The sequence below is a fragment of the Paenibacillus pectinilyticus genome (genome assembly GCF_001700435.1).
In the GTDB taxonomy this organism is placed as follows: Bacteria; Bacillota; Bacilli; order Paenibacillales; family NBRC-103111; genus Paenibacillus_E; species Paenibacillus_E pectinilyticus.
On sequence record NZ_LYPC01000022.1, the window covers coordinates 39,181 to 54,723 of the forward strand.

Here is a 15,543-nt window from a genome sequence, read left to right on the forward strand (position 1 = left end):
CGAGTGCGGAAATTACATGTAATCATAATTAGTTTATTGCTGCTCACAGGATGTACGAAAGGAGCTACGGAACCAATCATGAAGGAATCGGAATCAGCAGTTCCATCAGTGAAGATAGAGAAGACATTTACGAATCCAATTATGGATAATGGAGCAGATCCGTGGGTTACATCGAAGGATGGGACTTACTACTATACGCATACAACGGGCAATTCCATTCGAATATGGAAATCCAAGACGTTAACTGGGCTATCGGATGCCGAGTACAAGGATGTGTGGTTCCCGCCAACGTCTGGACCGAATACGTCGAATATCTGGGCGCCTGAATTACATTTTATAGCTGGAAAATGGTACATCTACTATGCCGCCGATGACGGCCAGAATGAGAATCATCGCATGTTCGTACTCGAATCCGAGACAGATGATCCGCTGGGAACTTACATCGATAAGGGAATGATGGATACAGCGGGGCGCTGGGCGATTGACGGCACGACGCTGCAGAAGAAGGACGGATCGCTTTATTTCATTTGGTCAGGCTGGGAGGGCTCGGTCAATGTCAGTCAGCATTTGTACATCGCGCCGATGAGCAATCCCTATACGATTAATGGGAAACCCGTCGAAATCTCGCGCCCAACGTATGATTGGGAATTGAACGGGACACCGACAATTAACGAAGGGCCACAGGTTTTGCTGCACGATGATCGTATTTTTGTGATTTACTCGGCAAGCGGGAGCTGGACGGACGATTATTGTCTAGGAATGCTCAGTACACAGATGAGTAAAGATGTATTAGACCCGGCTTCTTGGAAGAAGGGGGAGAAGGCCGTGTTTTCCAAGACTGCGGACGTATTCGGTCCAGGTCATAACTCGTTCGCGAAGTCGGTGGATGGCAAAGAGGACTGGATCATTTATCATGCTGCGAAAACACAAGGTGCAGGCTGGAACCGCAATGTTCGGATGCAGAAGTTCCAATGGCATGCGGATGGTACACCAGATTTTGGTATCCCGATTGCGGAAGGCATTCCGATCCCTGTGCCGAGTGGCGAGTAAGCCAATAGACATATTTTTAGCTGTAGCTCCCTTGCCTGGGTGTTACAGCTTCTTTGGTTTATAAATCCAAAAATATGTCCATGAATGGAGGAAATAGGTCATTGGCTTGCCCGATGCGAGTTTGTATAATGAAGGGAATGTGGAAGGCAGGAGGGATACATGTGAACAGAGGGAATAGGTCATCTAATATGAAAGTCATGTATGTTCTACTTCTGCTGAGTATGAGTTTGGCAGGCTGTAGTTCGCAGTCCGATCAGAGTGCCACTGAACCTGAGGCTAGTAAATTGCGGATTACCTTTTGGACGCCCTTTAGCGGCGGTGATGGCCAATTCATGGCTGAATTAATTCAGCAATACAATACGGAGAATCCTGATCATGTGAAAGTCGAGCAAATCAACAATAACTCTGGTGATTATTATACAAAGCTTTCTACGGCTATCGTTACCGAAGAAGCACCTGATATCGCAATCGTTCATTCGGCTAAATACTCACAATACGCGCCTGCTGGATTTTTGACGGATTTGAATACGCTTGCGCCGGAAGCTGGCGTGAATTGGGATGATTTTAACCCGACAATTCTTAAGAGCACTGTGGCAGATAATCAGCATCTCGGTATACCACTGGATACCCATCTGGAGGTTATGTACTACAATAAAGATTTGCTGAAACGTGCAGGTCTCCTAGATGAGAAAGAAAAGCCAATTATGGCATCTGGCGAGACCGGTTACTTGCAATTTTTAGAACAAATTCGTGCGCGTGTGCCGTCGAATATTTCTCCATTGGCAGAACCGAATGTACGGATTGATTCCTATTGGCTTTGGTACTCCTTCTATAATCAAATGAACCAAGATGGCGGCCGCTTCTACACAGATGATGGGCAAACTGCCGCGCTTGACAACCCTTCTGCCTTGAAATCTTTGGAATTCGTGAATTCCTTATATACGAAGAAACTAATTCTGCCGAACATTAATGATCAAGTTCAGGCTTTCGCAAAGGGAAACGCAGCGACGTTAATTACGGGTGTTTGGGCCACAGGGACGTTTGAAAAGGCAACCGATTTACATTTTGGGGTTACCAAAATTCCGCAAATCTACGATCATCCTGCCGCATGGGGTGATTCTCATACCTTCTCGCTTCCCTATCATGAGAAGCCGGATAAACAAAAGCAGCTTGCTGCGCTGAAATTCGCTAATTGGGTTGCCGCACATGGTGCAAGCTGGGCCAAGGCTGGACATATCCCTGCCGTGAAGAAAGCCGTTGAGTCACCAGAGTTTCAAGGGTTGAAATACCGTCCCGATTATGCGAGTGCAGCAGATGACGTGAAATATTTCCCCAATCAACCACGGCAGGGCACGATTAACGATGAGCTTGTGCGTGAGTTTGAGAAGATGATGGCGGGACAAATCACGCCACAAGAGGTGTTGCATAATGCACAAACAATCATTAATTCGAATCTTCAAATCCAGCAGCATACGCCTGCGAAATAAGCTGCAAGGGATCAAGGATTTGCCGATAGCGATGAAACTTATTATCATGAGTGCTATTTTTATTGCGGTACCGCTAGGAATAGCGAGTTATTTGACCTTCACGAGTTATTCGGCCTCCATTCAGAAGAATACCGGGAAATATCAGATGGATGTCGTGAAAGAACTAACAGCGAATATCGATACTTATATGAATGAGCTTAATTTGTTGACGTTAATGCCATACCAGGCACCACAGATTATGAAATATCTAGAGGTAGAAACGCAGACACCAGGGACGGATCTTACTTTCAATGATCGTGTAACGATTGAAGATTTCACGAAACGCGTGTTTGCGAATGGCCGAGTTGATATTTCCGGGCTGACCTTATATCGCATTCGAGGCGCGAATAAGTTTATGGCTAGGGCTGAGGAACAGGCAAGTTATTCGGTGAGCGATGTGAAGAATGAGGTCTGGTATGACAAGGCTTCGAAGACTGGGAAGGTCGTTTATCTCGGGACGTTCAGTAAGAATGCCTATGATACGACGAATCAAGTGTACTCTTTTGCCAGAAGAATTCGCAGTGTAGATACCGGGGTAGATCTGGGATACTTGGTGATCGATGTCGATAAAAATGTGATTCGTAATAAAATCGAAGCGATCTCGAATGATAAAAAGAATCTCTTAATCGTCGATAACGAGGGTGCGATGATTTATAAGAGCATGTCGAGCGGACCAGAAATTGAGCAAATCAATCAGTTCAAGGGCTCTGGCACAGTCGTCTATAAACAAACGAAAGATGCGGAGCTACTTTCCTACTACACGTCCCCTTTGACAGGATGGACGATGATTGAGATGGTTCCACTGGCCATTTTACTGCAAGATACGGTGTATGTTCGGAATTATATCATTGGTATTGGTGCTGTCTGTTTAGTGTTAGCGATCATTATTTTCACCGTGTTGGCGCTTCGAATTACGAACCCAATCGGCGAATTACGTACGCTGATGAAAAAGGTGGTTGTTGGCGACCTAGACGTCTCGATTCCAATTCGAAGTCGCGATGAGATTGGTCAATTGAGTCAATCCTTCAATATCATGGTTTCCAAACTCAGTGATCTCGGGTATCGTCTCTATGAGTCTGAAATTAGAGAGAAAAATGCACAAATTTCGGCACTACAGAGCCAAATCAATCCTCACTTTTTGTACAACACGTTGGGTTCTATCTCGATGTATGCTGAAATTCAAGGCAATAAAGAAGTCGTGAAAATGACAAATCATCTAAGTAAACTGCTGCGCTATAGTATTAATAGTCATCAGAGCCAAGTGCCTCTGCACCGGGAACTCGAGCATGTGACAGGCTATATGGCGATTCAACAGATTCGTTTTGAGGATAAAATTAAATTTCATGTCGATGTCGAACCTGAGCTGCTGAACTATTCGGTGATTCGGTTCATTTTACAACCGATTGTTGAGAACAGTATCGTGCATGGGATTGATAAAGGCAATGGCTACGGAACGATTAACCTGATCGGGAAAAAAGTAGATCATCATATGCTGATCCAGATCCAAGATGATGGCGCAGGGATGAGTGCCGTACAATTGCAGCGTGTGATCGATCGTAAATTTGAAATAACGACTGTTGAAGATGGAGACGGCGGAACAGGTTTAATGAATGTCCATCGCAGAATTGCGCTGCGCTATGGGAATCAGTATGGGGTTAAGATTGAGAGTAATCTCAAGCAAGGTACAACAATCTCTTTAACACTGCCGCTCATCGAAGATCTACAGGAAGGGAGGAAACAAGATGCCTAGTATACTCATTGTGGATGATGAGTCCATATTTCGCAAAGGGATACGGATGATGATTACGGAGATGGAAGGTGATTGGTTCGTCATCGATGAGGCGAAAGATGGTGCAGACGCCCTGGAGAAAATAGAAGAACTGCAGCCGGATCTGATTATCACGGATATCAAAATGCCTAGAATGGATGGCATTCAATTGCAATATATCGTGAAAGAGCGGTATCCGCATATGTCATGCGTCGTAATGAGCGGGTATAACGATTTTCAATATGCACGAGAATCGTTACGTTTAGGGGCCAAGGATTACTTGATGAAACCCTTTGAGCGGGAAGAATTGTATACCTTACTCGGGAAATTGGAAGAAGAATGGAAGGTAGAGAACAAACCAAGCAAATCTAGCAGAATGGATCAGCAGGTTCAGAATCAGATGCGGCAGCATGTGCTGACTGGTCTTTTAACGGGGCATGTGCACCATGAGGAAGCAGAACTGCTAGAGAATGTGGGCATTCATTTTCCGCATCCGTTTATTTCTTGTTTGATTGCCAAACTTGATCGGGATTCGGTATCGGATGAACGATATTATCAACTAAATCCTTCGTTGTTTTCCGTCTATATGCAGCAATTTATTCAAGAGAGTCTCAACGAGAGTTTCAACGGGTATGTATTCATTCACCATGAGACGGAAGTGATTGCGCTTATTAATCATAAAGGTTTCGAGACGATCTACACGGAAATTGAATTGTTAACGAATCGGATTCGGAAAGATATCCGCGTGCAGTCGAACTTTACACTCACGTTCGGGTTGGGCAGTCCCGTGAAAGACCTGGAATCGATTTCCAAATCATATAAAGAGGCTGGACTAGCACTGCTTTACCGATTAGTTATAGGCGGCGATCGATTGCTATCGAATGAGATTGTGGTTGGCATGCAAATGGAAAAGCACGATGGGCAAGCTGCCGATTGGCATGCGTTGAATCAATTCGTGCAAGAAGGGGACTTCGTAAATGTGCAGCAGCAAGCGAGTCAGTACGTGATGAAGCTATGCCAACAGTGGAAGGATCCGGAAATGATTCACCAGCAAATTTGTAAAATGCTGCTGCATTTCTACGAGTTGGCCGTGAATCTGGCTGTCGTCAAACAATGGCTGCAGAACACGGATGTCAAGCAGGTGCTTATGGATATCTACTCCTATTCGTCGAGTAAAGAACTGACGGAACGCTGTCAGAAGCTGCTTGGTGACCTCACAATAGCCATTTCCAATCGTCAGAAGAAGTTTGTCGCGAGCCCAATAGAAATTGTGGTTCGATACGTAGAGGAGCATTACGCTGAAGCCATCACACTTAACATGATGGCGGAAATCGTTTATCTCAGCCCGTCCTATCTCAGTTCTTTATTCAAAAGCAAGCAAGGTCAGTCGTTCATCGATTTCTTGACGGAGAAACGGATTGAGAAGGCCAAGTCGCTGCTGCTCTATTCCGATGAAAAGATCCAGGTGATATCGGATTCAACCGGTTTTACGAATATTCGTCATTTCAACCGTGTTTTCAAAACCAGTACGAATCGCACGCCTTCCGAATATCGAGAAGGGAAAACGGGGAATAAAGAGATACCGTTCGGGGTTAATTAACCTGGACGGTATCTTTGCTTCCTCTGACTCACTCCACTTCCTGCCATGAAAAGCCCCCATCCATCGTTTTCTTCATCCAATCAGATCCATAAGCGTACCCGTTTTGACTAGTGATAAAATTGAGCCCAAGGGTCCCTTTGTATGAAATGGAATGAGGGACTGTATCCCATGTTTTTGCGCCATCGGACGTATAGAAGAGTTCGTTCCCATCCGTCGCGAAGCCGTGAACGGAATCTGCAAATGACCAGACGAAGGGTTCATCAGTGGTTGAACGAAGTGGTGTCGTCGCTTGCCAAGATGCGCCGCCATCCTGTGAAACATAGAAGATCAGCGTAGTTAAACTGAATTGAATGGGCAGGATCCCTTTTTGATTGGCGAAAAATTGTGGGGGGTAAGTTGTCACAGCTCCACCGTCCACAGATATGCCTTCAGGTGCTTGGATGGGCTGATCTGTCCATTTCGAACCCCCATCGTGGGTTGCATATAACCAGATGCCATCTCCATGCCAGAAACCGGAGATCCAGCCATCTTGCAAACTATGAAAGGACAGCCCATTCTTAATGCCAGTGAAAGGGAGAGCTTCTGGTTGATCGGGGTGCGAAGGGTCAACAGTAACGCCGACGGATTGCCAGTTTGCACTGCCATCGTTCGTATGGAAAATCTCGACAGATTCGGATCCCATAGCAGAACCATAGGAGATAAGCATCCAACCTGTGTTGATATCCGTAAAAGAAAAATCAGTGACAGTTGGTGTACCGTCAGGGAATCTAGTGCTTTTCACCTCCGTTTTCGTCCAAGATTGCCCCTCATCTTGGGTCCTGAAAAGCAGGATGGTTCCGTTGTTTAGTTGAGGAACAGCGAGGATAGCGACATTTGGTTGTATAAACGACGCTTGTGGAACATTACCTTCCAGTCGCATATCCGCAGTCATCCCGTCATTTTGCGGTGTTACATTCTTCCACGTGAGTGCACCATCATCTGTCCGAAGGATGGAGGTTTCGGTAAATACCCATCCATGCATCGCATCCATCATCTGAACGCTGCGCACATTTTTTAGCAGACGAATTGCGGGAGTTGGTGGTATGATTGAGGGAGCAGGACTTAGTGTGGTTTGGGCAGGTTGTTCAGTCTCTTGAGTCCTATTCGAATGTTGACAACCGGATAGTAGGAGCATGATTCCTAGAAGCAGACAAGCAGCGCGTTTTAAGAGCATACGATCAACTCCTTCTGGGATGAAACAGCTTTTACCAATTAGACAGTTTAGCCTGTAAATTGTTCATTTCATTCGCCTCATTTTTTTGCAAAAGAAGTCTGTCTAGCTTGTTCTGGAACGGTATTACTTTCCGACAACATCGCATATGATTCGATAGGAAGCGAATAAAATAAAGGTTCGGGGGAGTGAACAAGGCTTATGTCATTTTTTGATAAAGTAAAACAAGGCGCATCGGATGCGGCCAAAAAGGCACAGCAAACGGTAGAAATCACCAGATTGAAAACTCAGATTTCATCCAAAGAAAGAGAGATTGATAAAATTTATAAGTTAATCGGTGAATCGGTGTATACGTCTTCTCTAGCTAGTGATTTCTCACGTGTAGAAGCAAATGTAACGGATTATTGCCAAGGAATTACGCAAATTAAGGAAGAAATAAGTGAAATTGAACTGAAAATTACCGAAGTCCGTAATGAGAAAGAATGTGTTTGTGGCAAAGTCGTTGTCGCGGATACGAAGTTTTGCTCTTCATGTGGACATCATTTTGCCTAGGGGATAAGTGATCTATGTATGTAAAGCAGTTACCTGAGGGAGAGCCTTGGTGAACTGCTTTTATTGGTTTGGCGATATTTTCTGTGCTATGATAATAGTCAAATAGGGCTATCGAATGTAGAGATGATTATGGGTAATCTGACGCAAGAACCTATCGTGAAGGTAGAAATGATGATTAGAAAACCTGTTCAGGAAGTATTTGAAGCATTTATCAATCCTGAGATTACGACGAAGTTCTGGTTTACGCAAGGAAGTGGACGTTTAGAAGCTGGCAAGCGCGTGAAATGGGAGTGGCAGATGTATGGTGCTTCCGCGGAAGTTGATGTCAAAGAAATCGAAGTCAATAAACGAATCCTAATCCATTATGGTACATTGGTCGAATGGACGTTCGATTCCTATGATGAGAACGAAACATTCGTGACCATCACGAACACGGGGTTCTCAGGCACAGCTGATGAAATGGTTAAGCAAGCACTGGATTCAACAGAAGGCTTCACGATTGTGCTTTGTGGATGTAAGGCTTATTTGGAGACAGGCGTCCAGTTGAATCTGGTATTGGACAAGGCACCCTACGCGCATATCAAAGCTTGAGTTTATGAACAAAGAAACCGTCTTCTTATAAAATGGTAGGTCGTACATCCATTTTAGTAAGGAACGGTTTCTTTGTTGTCTTACTTAATGTTCATACGCTCCAATATCGTACGTACTCCCATTGGGACGAGCAACGCCGTCATAATCCGTTGTCACCCCGTAAATGCTCATATCGGTACCTGATAAATCGACAGATAGATGGTAATTATTTGCTCCTGCATTAACAAAATGAGCGTCTGCTATGTTCGTACTTTCTAAGTTCGTCACTTCTGTAATCGTGGAGCCAGGGTTCACATAGGGGTTAGGGTTGCTGCTGCTTTTGATCACAATATTGTTGCCAAATAGACTGCCATAATTCTGCACATTATCAAATTGAAGCGCATAAGAACCTGGGTTGATGAACGTATTGTTCACAATGTAAATAGGGGAATGGTCATAGGCTGGATTCGTCGCATCGTACATATCTTTGCTATAAATGCCTTGGTAATCTGTATGAAGGATGACATTGTTGAAAATAACTTGATTCCCGCGTGACTGGTTATTAATTCCTTGCCCGTGTCCTGCTGTTCCTTCATCAATCCAGTTATTGTACAATTTGCCGGTTGTTCCTGGATTAATTTGAATACCAGAACGTTGATCTGTGGCGTTTAATGTAGCGTAATTGGTAACCGTATTGTGATGAATTTCCACATCGTAAGTAGCGGAACCCACTTGAATCCCGTCCCAACCAGTGGAATCTGTTACGTTATTGTACACACGTACGCCATGTAAAGAATGCTCGTAAAGTGTTTCCAGACCGTCGGAGGAGTTTCCGTCACATGCCATCCCGATTGGAAAGGAAGTTGAATAGTGAGAACCACCGATATAGATCCCTTCCACTCCCGTGTTATGGATATAATTGTCATGGACACTCGTGTTCATCTGGGTAAAATAGTTTCGGTCCACAAAACCGCAGGAATCTGGATCGGTTTTGAGCGCGATGCCTTGGGAACCACTTGAATTGGCATTGTCGATTTCCAAATGATCGACCTCATAATTCGTGCTGTAACCAGCAATGGTCAGAGCAGGAGCCCCCGTAGTTAAGGCGCCGATCTTAATTCCTTTGGCATAACTTGCGCTGCCGCTGCCTGTTAATCGGAAGAAAGAGGAGCCAAGAATCTTGAATCCGTAGGAGCCTGTGCTTTGGAAATTAGCAAGACCACCTGAATTAATAAAGATGATCGGGTTATCATTCGTTCCGGTGAAATTGCTTAATTTGATCAACCCATAATTTCCTGCGGTCAAACAAACAACATCTCCTGGCTGCGCATTCAAATAAATATTCGAATTGTCATTCGTGCCAGACGTACCGTAATACATGGTGGCTACGCCTTGCGGAATCGAATACGTACATGAGAATGTAGAGGTTGTGCTGGCATTTACCACATTTGAAATCGCTGAAGAATGACCCGCATTATCTATCGTTTTCATTGCAAAATAGTAACTTGTTCCCGCGGACAACCCACTTACGGCCATGCTTTTCGTTGTGCCAAAGTCCGAGGTTTGGACGAGTAAAGGCTCGAATGGCGCTTGTGTCGCATTGTTCCAATTCGCTTCAGTAATCGGCGATGTGCTGTAGCGCAGATCGAACGGCGTCGCAGTCGCACTTGTGCTGATCGTGCCATCATAGGCAGGCGCTGTCCAGCTTAGTGTCACGTAGAAACGGTTGGCCACTGTGCGGCTATCGTGCAAATTGGTGATTACCGGGAGTGTAGACGAACCGCTGCTGCTTGTTGTTGCATTTGCTACATTAGATAAACTGGATATGTTACTCGCTTCATCACTCGTTTTGATAGCGAAATAGTACGTCGTGGAAGCGGACAATCCGCCCACTGTCATCGATTGGGAGGTGCCAGCAGCAGATGGTGCAGGTTCACCGCTTATTTGCGTTGCACTAGCCCAATTCGCACTTGTTATTGTGGATGTACTATAGCGGATATCGTAGGATGCAGCAGTTCCTGTCGTTCCATCATCACCCGGTGCTGTCCAGGATAAGGAGAGGGATGAACTCGTCGGTGACGCGGCTGCCAAATTGCTAATAGCACTTGGTGCTGTCGTATCGCTGCCTGAGGATGCTTGTGTACCATAGAGCACGATTTCTGATGTATTCGCTGTTGGCGATGTTTTCTGGAATCGCACATAGCGTGTTTGTGTGCTCACAGTATGTGGATTCCAAGTCGGATAGCTCGTCAGAGGATCTGTAAACAGCTGAGTCCAACTGCCAGGACTGCCCGTATATACGATAAAATCACCGCTATTCGTATAATCACGGAGATAAATGGAAGTGAGATTATACGATTGCCCCAAGTCAATATAGGCAAATGCAGGCGTATGACCCGTTTGGAAGCCAGGATCCCAATAGGTCGTCGGCGATCCACCGGTGCCATTTAACGGGTCTCCAGCAATGACTTGCTCATCGACGAGCATCGTCGCATCACCGTAACCGCTTTCATTTGTGACCATCGACGTGGTTAATGTTAGTTTCTGGCTTGTCGCAGTACCAGATGTCGTGCCACTGCTCACATTTGAAAGACCAGAGACATTCGGCACTTCATCATTGGTTTTCATCGCAAAGTAATACGTTGTACTAGCGGACAAGCCGCTGACCGTCATGGACTGGGCGGTTCCGGCTGCAGCAGGAGAGGGCTCGCCGCTGACAGGTGTAGCACTGCTCCAATTTGCGCTAGTAATGAAGGAAGTGCTGTAGCGAATATCGTAAGATGTGGCAGTTCCCGTATTTCCATCATCTCCTGGTGCTGTCCAAGATAAAGCGAGGGACGAGCTTGTCGGAGAACCAACCGCCAAATTAGAAATAGCTGCAGGGGCCGTCGTATCACTGGCTTGCGTTCCGTAAATAACGACTTCGGATACATTAGCCGTAGCAGATGTTTTCTGAAACCGTACATAACGCGTTTGAACACTGACAGTATGCGCATTCCAAGTTGGATACGTGCTCAATGGATCTGTAAAGAGCTGTGTCCAGCTTCCCGGACTGCCTGCGTAGACGATGAAATCGCCACTGTTCGTATAATCACGTAAGTAAATAGCGGTGAGGTTGTAGGATTGCCCGAGGTCAATATACGCATAAGCAGGTGTATGACCGGTTTGGAAGCCGGGGTCCCAATAGGTTGTGGGCGATCCGCCGGTACCGTTCATAGGGTCTCCTGCTGTCGTTTGTTCATCAACAAGCATCGTGGCATCGCCATAGCCGGTTTCATTCGTAACCATTGCAGGTGTAAGAGTGAGCTTGGTACCCAATGCAGAAGCATCGTGATTAGATACAAAGAAGCTGCCAATCACGATCATCATAAACAGACATGTCATGGTGGAAAATAAAATAGATTTTCTCATAGAACGCCGCTTCCTTCCCCAAATTGGATTCTAATAAAGACGAATGATTCACCTCCTTCAGGCGCGTTCATTGCGAAACTTTACTCGATTGAAAGTGCGTCTATACAGTTGTGCCCGCATTCTCAATATATAAGGGTCCTTCCAGCAAAACAAGGAGAGCATATTCGTTTTTACAGTATTATGTTATGAAGACGTTGTAACACGATTTTCAAAATCATAACATTGCACTATAAATCCTTATATCGTCACATTGTTTTGGCTTCGCAGCCCCTTTATATTGGTAATAGAGAACGAGAGGAGAGACGCGATGATAGTTCATGATCCCTCAAGATTAGCTAACGAAGCCCCGAGTGGGGCAGATATGAAAGCGCATACGATTCGTAAGCCCATTTCCTTCTTACAATTTGTCCTCAGACATAAAGCACTATACCTTATGCTTCTTCCTGGCGTTGTCTATTTCATCATTTTCAAATATGTTCCCTTATTCGGCAGTGTGATTGCGTTTCAAGATTACAACATTTTTAGCGGTATCTTTCATAGCAAGTGGGTGGGCTTCAAATGGTTTGACCAGTTCTTTACGTACCCACAATTCACTCGGTTGCTCCGCAACACCATCATAATTTCGGTATATCAACTCGTTTTTTCATTTCCTGCTCCTATCATCCTTGCACTTTTACTGAACGAATTACGCCAAATGGTCGTTAAAAGAGTGGTACAAACGATCGTTTACATGCCGCATTTCTTATCCTGGGTAATCATTGGGGGTCTCGGCTACATGCTGCTGTCACCCCAAATCGGATTAATCAATCAAATTGTCCGAATGTTCGATTATGAGCCCATAGCCTTCCTCCAAAAACCAGAATACTTTCGCACGATCATCATTTCGGCGGGTGTTTGGAAGGAGATGGGGTGGAATGCCATCTTGTTCCTAGCTGCTTTGGCTGGCATTAGTCCATCCTTATATGAATCAGCACGCATTGATGGTGCGAATCGATGGCATCAGCTGCGGTATATCACCATGCCGGGTTTGCTGCCCACGGTTATGTTATTACTCTTACTAAGAGTCGGCCATATTCTGGATGTAGGCTTCGAGGAGATCTATATATTTCTCAATCCAATTTCATTTGAGACAGGCGACGTTATCGATACGTACGCTTTCCGTGAAGGGGTTATTCATAGTCAATATAGCTTTACAACCGCAATTGGATTGTTCAAATCAGTGATCGGATTCCTTTTCCTGCTTGTTGCGAATCGCGTGAGTCGTGTAACAACGGGAGAAAGCTTGTACTAAGAGATGTTGTTGTAAAAAGGAGGTGGATCCATGCGGATCCGGCGCACGCAAGGTGAAATTTGGTTCGATCGTTGTAATGTGGCGGTTCTTTCACTGGCCTGTCTACTGATGATTATTCCGCTCCTGAATGTATTAGCCAGCTCATTAAGCTCGACAGATGCCATGATTCATGCGGAAGTTCGACTGTGGCCTGTCGACATGAACTTTGATAATTACCGGACTGTGCTTGGCAATGCAAAGTTCTGGCATGCCTTCGGTATTTCACTATTTATCGTGACTGTCGGAACATTCATCAATCTGGCGATGACAGTGTTAACGGCATACCCGTTGTCGAAGTCCTATTTACGAGGACGAAAAGTCGTATTGATCGGTGTTTTATTTACAATGATTTTCCAGCCTCCGATGATTCCTACCTATTTGGTGGTCAAACAATTCGGACTCATCAACTCCGTATGGGCGATGATCATTCCTCTGGCTTTGAGCGCATTCAATTTGCTTATCGGAATCACCTTTTTTCGCTCCTTGCCGGAGCCATTATTTGAGGCAGCGCGAGTCGACGGCGTAGGGGAGTTTACAATCTTATTCCGGATTGTAATTCCACTTTCCATGCCGATAATGGTGACCCTGCTGTTGTTCTATGCCGTAGGCAATTGGAACAATTACTATACGGCGCTTCTCTACATCAACAATGCGGCTTTACATCCTCTTCAGTTGTATCTGTATTACGTGATTGCCCAATTCAACATGAACGAAGCGATGTCCAAGGTGATCGAAACGACGATGGATGTATCGCCGCAAGGCTTACAAATGGCGACGATTATAGTCGCGACCGTTCCAATTCTTATCGTATATCCGTTCCTTCAGAAACATTTTATCCGAGGTGCGATGATCGGTTCTATTAAAGAGTAGAATCATCTTCAACAGAAAAGTAAACCGAAATTGGGTATGATGCCAATGGCATTTATCATAGCTTGTACTATAGGGAGGTTACCAACCATGAGAAAGAACAAGAGAGCTTGGTCGGGGTTAGCATTAGCGTCCGTCATGCTAGTGGCGGGTTGCACGTCGGGCAATCAAACAGACAAAGAATCGGCGACACCAGCACCGTCAACAGCAGTGGCGACAGCAACGGCCTCCGTTGCCCCAACACCAGCGAAACCAGTCTCAATCAAAATGTTCAGTTCTGATTACGGCAAACCGGCTCCTGATATGAAAAGCACCTTCGTTACGTATATGGAACAGAAGACGAATACCGATCTGAACATCTCCTTCTTACCGCATGCGCAGTATCCAGATCAGCTCAAGTTAAAATTCGCATCCGGCGATTTCCCTGACGTCTACCAATCCTGGTCAGGCCCTGAAGCCGATCTTATCGCGAGTGGCAAAATACTTGAATTAAACGACCTCATTGATAAATATGGTCCGAACCTGAAGAAATACATTCCGCAAGCTTCATGGGACGCTGTTACGGTGAACGGTAAAATACTCGCAGTGCCACAACCGAATCCACTCTCAGGCAGCGTCCTGTATATTCGGAAGGATTGGCTTGATAAGCTCGGTCTTCAAGTACCTAAGACGTCGGATGAATTATTGACCGTGTTACGAGCGTTCCGAGATAATGATCCCAATGGGAATGGAAAAAAGGATGAGATTCCGTTCACCATGCGGGAAATGATTTCCTGGGGTGAGAATCTGTTCGGCATGTGGGGGGTAAACACCCAGTGGCACGAAATGTACGTCAATAACCAAGTCCAATTTGCTAATATTCAACCAAACATGAAAACGGCGCTGGGCTTTATGAATACCCTGTACAAAGAAAAGTTGCTGGACTCGGAATTCCTGACGAATTCCAAGGCAGTTGAAGAGCAGAAGATCAAGTCAGGGCTGGTCGGCATGTGGAATCATGCACCGTCCTTGGCACAGCAATGGCAGCAAGACGTTGCGGCTGGAGACAAAGCGGAACAGGTGAACGTTATCGCCATTCCGACACCTGTCGGAGCAGGGTATTCAGGGCCTGTAGGTACCAAGTGGAATCCGGTGAATAAGACGTTTATTTTGTTCAAAAGCGCAAAAGATCCGGTAGCCATTATCAAATACCTCGATTGGCTCATGAGTGATGAAGGTCAGATCTTTACCGGCTTGGGTATCGAAGGCGATACGTATAAGAAAGACGGCAGTGGCAATATCGTGTTTGATCCGAATCGTCAGAAGGATATTCAGTTCTTGAGTGATATCTTTCAAATGACGGGTTATAACGAAACGGTCCTCAAGGCCGGTACAACGCCAGAAGCATTCGCAAAAATCAAAGTTGCCAACGATATCGTAGCCAAGGAAGGCTTCCCTAATGAAGCTGTCGGTATGCCGCCAATTGCCAATGATCGCAATATGGGCACGATGTTCCAAGAGGCTGCCGCCAAAATTATCTTAGGTAATTCCCCAATCGATTCCTGGGATACCTTCGTTGCTTCTTGGAAGAAGCAGGGTGGGGATGACCTCATGAAAGACCGTACAGATTGGTACAATCAGAATCGTAAGAAATAGGAAGAAATTGTTAATTGTATGTAA

Annotated in this window: 11 protein-coding genes; 9 read left to right on the plus strand and 2 right to left on the minus strand. The window is 45.4% G+C overall.

Annotated features, from left to right (window positions below; genetic code table 11):
* Window positions 1-3: 3 nt before the first annotated feature.
* The 4 genes from A8709_RS16480 to A8709_RS16495 all read left to right on the plus strand — a co-directional run bounded on the left by A8709_RS16480 (window position 4) and on the right by A8709_RS16495 (window position 5,944).
* Entirely contained in the window at window positions 4-1,050 is a 1,047-nt protein-coding gene (locus tag A8709_RS16480; protein WP_065853468.1) for a glycoside hydrolase family 43 protein, read from the plus strand.
* A gap of 161 nt (window positions 1,051-1,211) precedes the next feature.
* Window positions 1,212-2,537: an ABC transporter substrate-binding protein gene (locus A8709_RS16485; RefSeq protein WP_167357100.1), complete on the plus strand. Its 1,326-nt coding sequence runs from the start codon at window positions 1,212-1,214 to the stop codon at window positions 2,535-2,537.
* A complete protein-coding gene (locus tag A8709_RS16490; protein ID WP_084225015.1) occupies window positions 2,479-4,326 on the plus strand; it encodes a cache domain-containing sensor histidine kinase in 1,848 nt (615 codons plus the stop codon). Before A8709_RS16485 ends, A8709_RS16490 begins: the two co-directional genes overlap by 59 nt.
* On the plus strand, window positions 4,319-5,944 hold the full coding sequence (locus tag A8709_RS16495; protein ID WP_065853469.1) for a response regulator: 1,626 nt from the start codon (window positions 4,319-4,321) through the stop codon (window positions 5,942-5,944). Before A8709_RS16490 ends, A8709_RS16495 begins: the two co-directional genes overlap by 8 nt.
* Before the next feature lie 28 nt (window positions 5,945-5,972).
* Here A8709_RS16495 and A8709_RS16500 read toward each other — a convergent pair whose 3' ends face one another.
* Window positions 5,973-7,157 (minus strand): WD40/YVTN/BNR-like repeat-containing protein, encoded by a 1,185-nt coding sequence (locus tag A8709_RS16500; protein ID WP_065853470.1) that lies wholly within the window; start codon window positions 7,155-7,157, stop codon window positions 5,973-5,975.
* A gap of 198 nt (window positions 7,158-7,355) precedes the next feature.
* Between A8709_RS16500 and A8709_RS16505 the strand changes: the two genes are divergently transcribed.
* Window positions 7,356-7,706 carry a GTP cyclohydrolase I gene (locus A8709_RS16505; protein ID WP_065853471.1) on the plus strand — a complete coding sequence of 117 codons (351 nt, stop codon included), beginning with the start codon at window positions 7,356-7,358 and terminating at the stop codon, window positions 7,704-7,706.
* A 129-nt stretch (window positions 7,707-7,835) separates the two neighbouring features.
* Window positions 7,836-8,297 (plus strand): SRPBCC family protein, encoded by a 462-nt coding sequence (locus A8709_RS16510; RefSeq protein ID WP_065853472.1) that lies wholly within the window; start codon window positions 7,836-7,838, stop codon window positions 8,295-8,297.
* 84 nt (window positions 8,298-8,381) lie between these two features.
* Here A8709_RS16510 and A8709_RS16515 read toward each other — a convergent pair whose 3' ends face one another.
* The gene (locus A8709_RS16515) at window positions 8,382-11,687 is read right to left on the minus strand and encodes a fibronectin type III domain-containing protein (RefSeq protein ID WP_065853473.1); all 3,306 of its coding nucleotides are present in this window, start codon (window positions 11,685-11,687) and stop codon (window positions 8,382-8,384) included.
* A 307-nt stretch (window positions 11,688-11,994) separates the two neighbouring features.
* On the opposite strand from A8709_RS16515, the gene A8709_RS16520 reads away from it, so the two are divergent.
* The 3 genes from A8709_RS16520 to A8709_RS16530 all read left to right on the plus strand — a co-directional run bounded on the left by A8709_RS16520 (window position 11,995) and on the right by A8709_RS16530 (window position 15,519).
* Entirely contained in the window at window positions 11,995-12,978 is a 984-nt protein-coding gene (locus tag A8709_RS16520; protein ID WP_244163221.1) for an ABC transporter permease, read from the plus strand.
* 30 nt (window positions 12,979-13,008) lie between these two features.
* Window positions 13,009-13,887 (plus strand): carbohydrate ABC transporter permease, encoded by an 879-nt coding sequence (locus tag A8709_RS16525; RefSeq protein ID WP_065853474.1) that lies wholly within the window; start codon window positions 13,009-13,011, stop codon window positions 13,885-13,887.
* Between the two features lie 87 nt (window positions 13,888-13,974).
* Entirely contained in the window at window positions 13,975-15,519 is a 1,545-nt protein-coding gene (locus A8709_RS16530; protein ID WP_065853475.1) for an extracellular solute-binding protein, read from the plus strand.
* Window positions 15,520-15,543 lie beyond the last annotated feature (24 nt).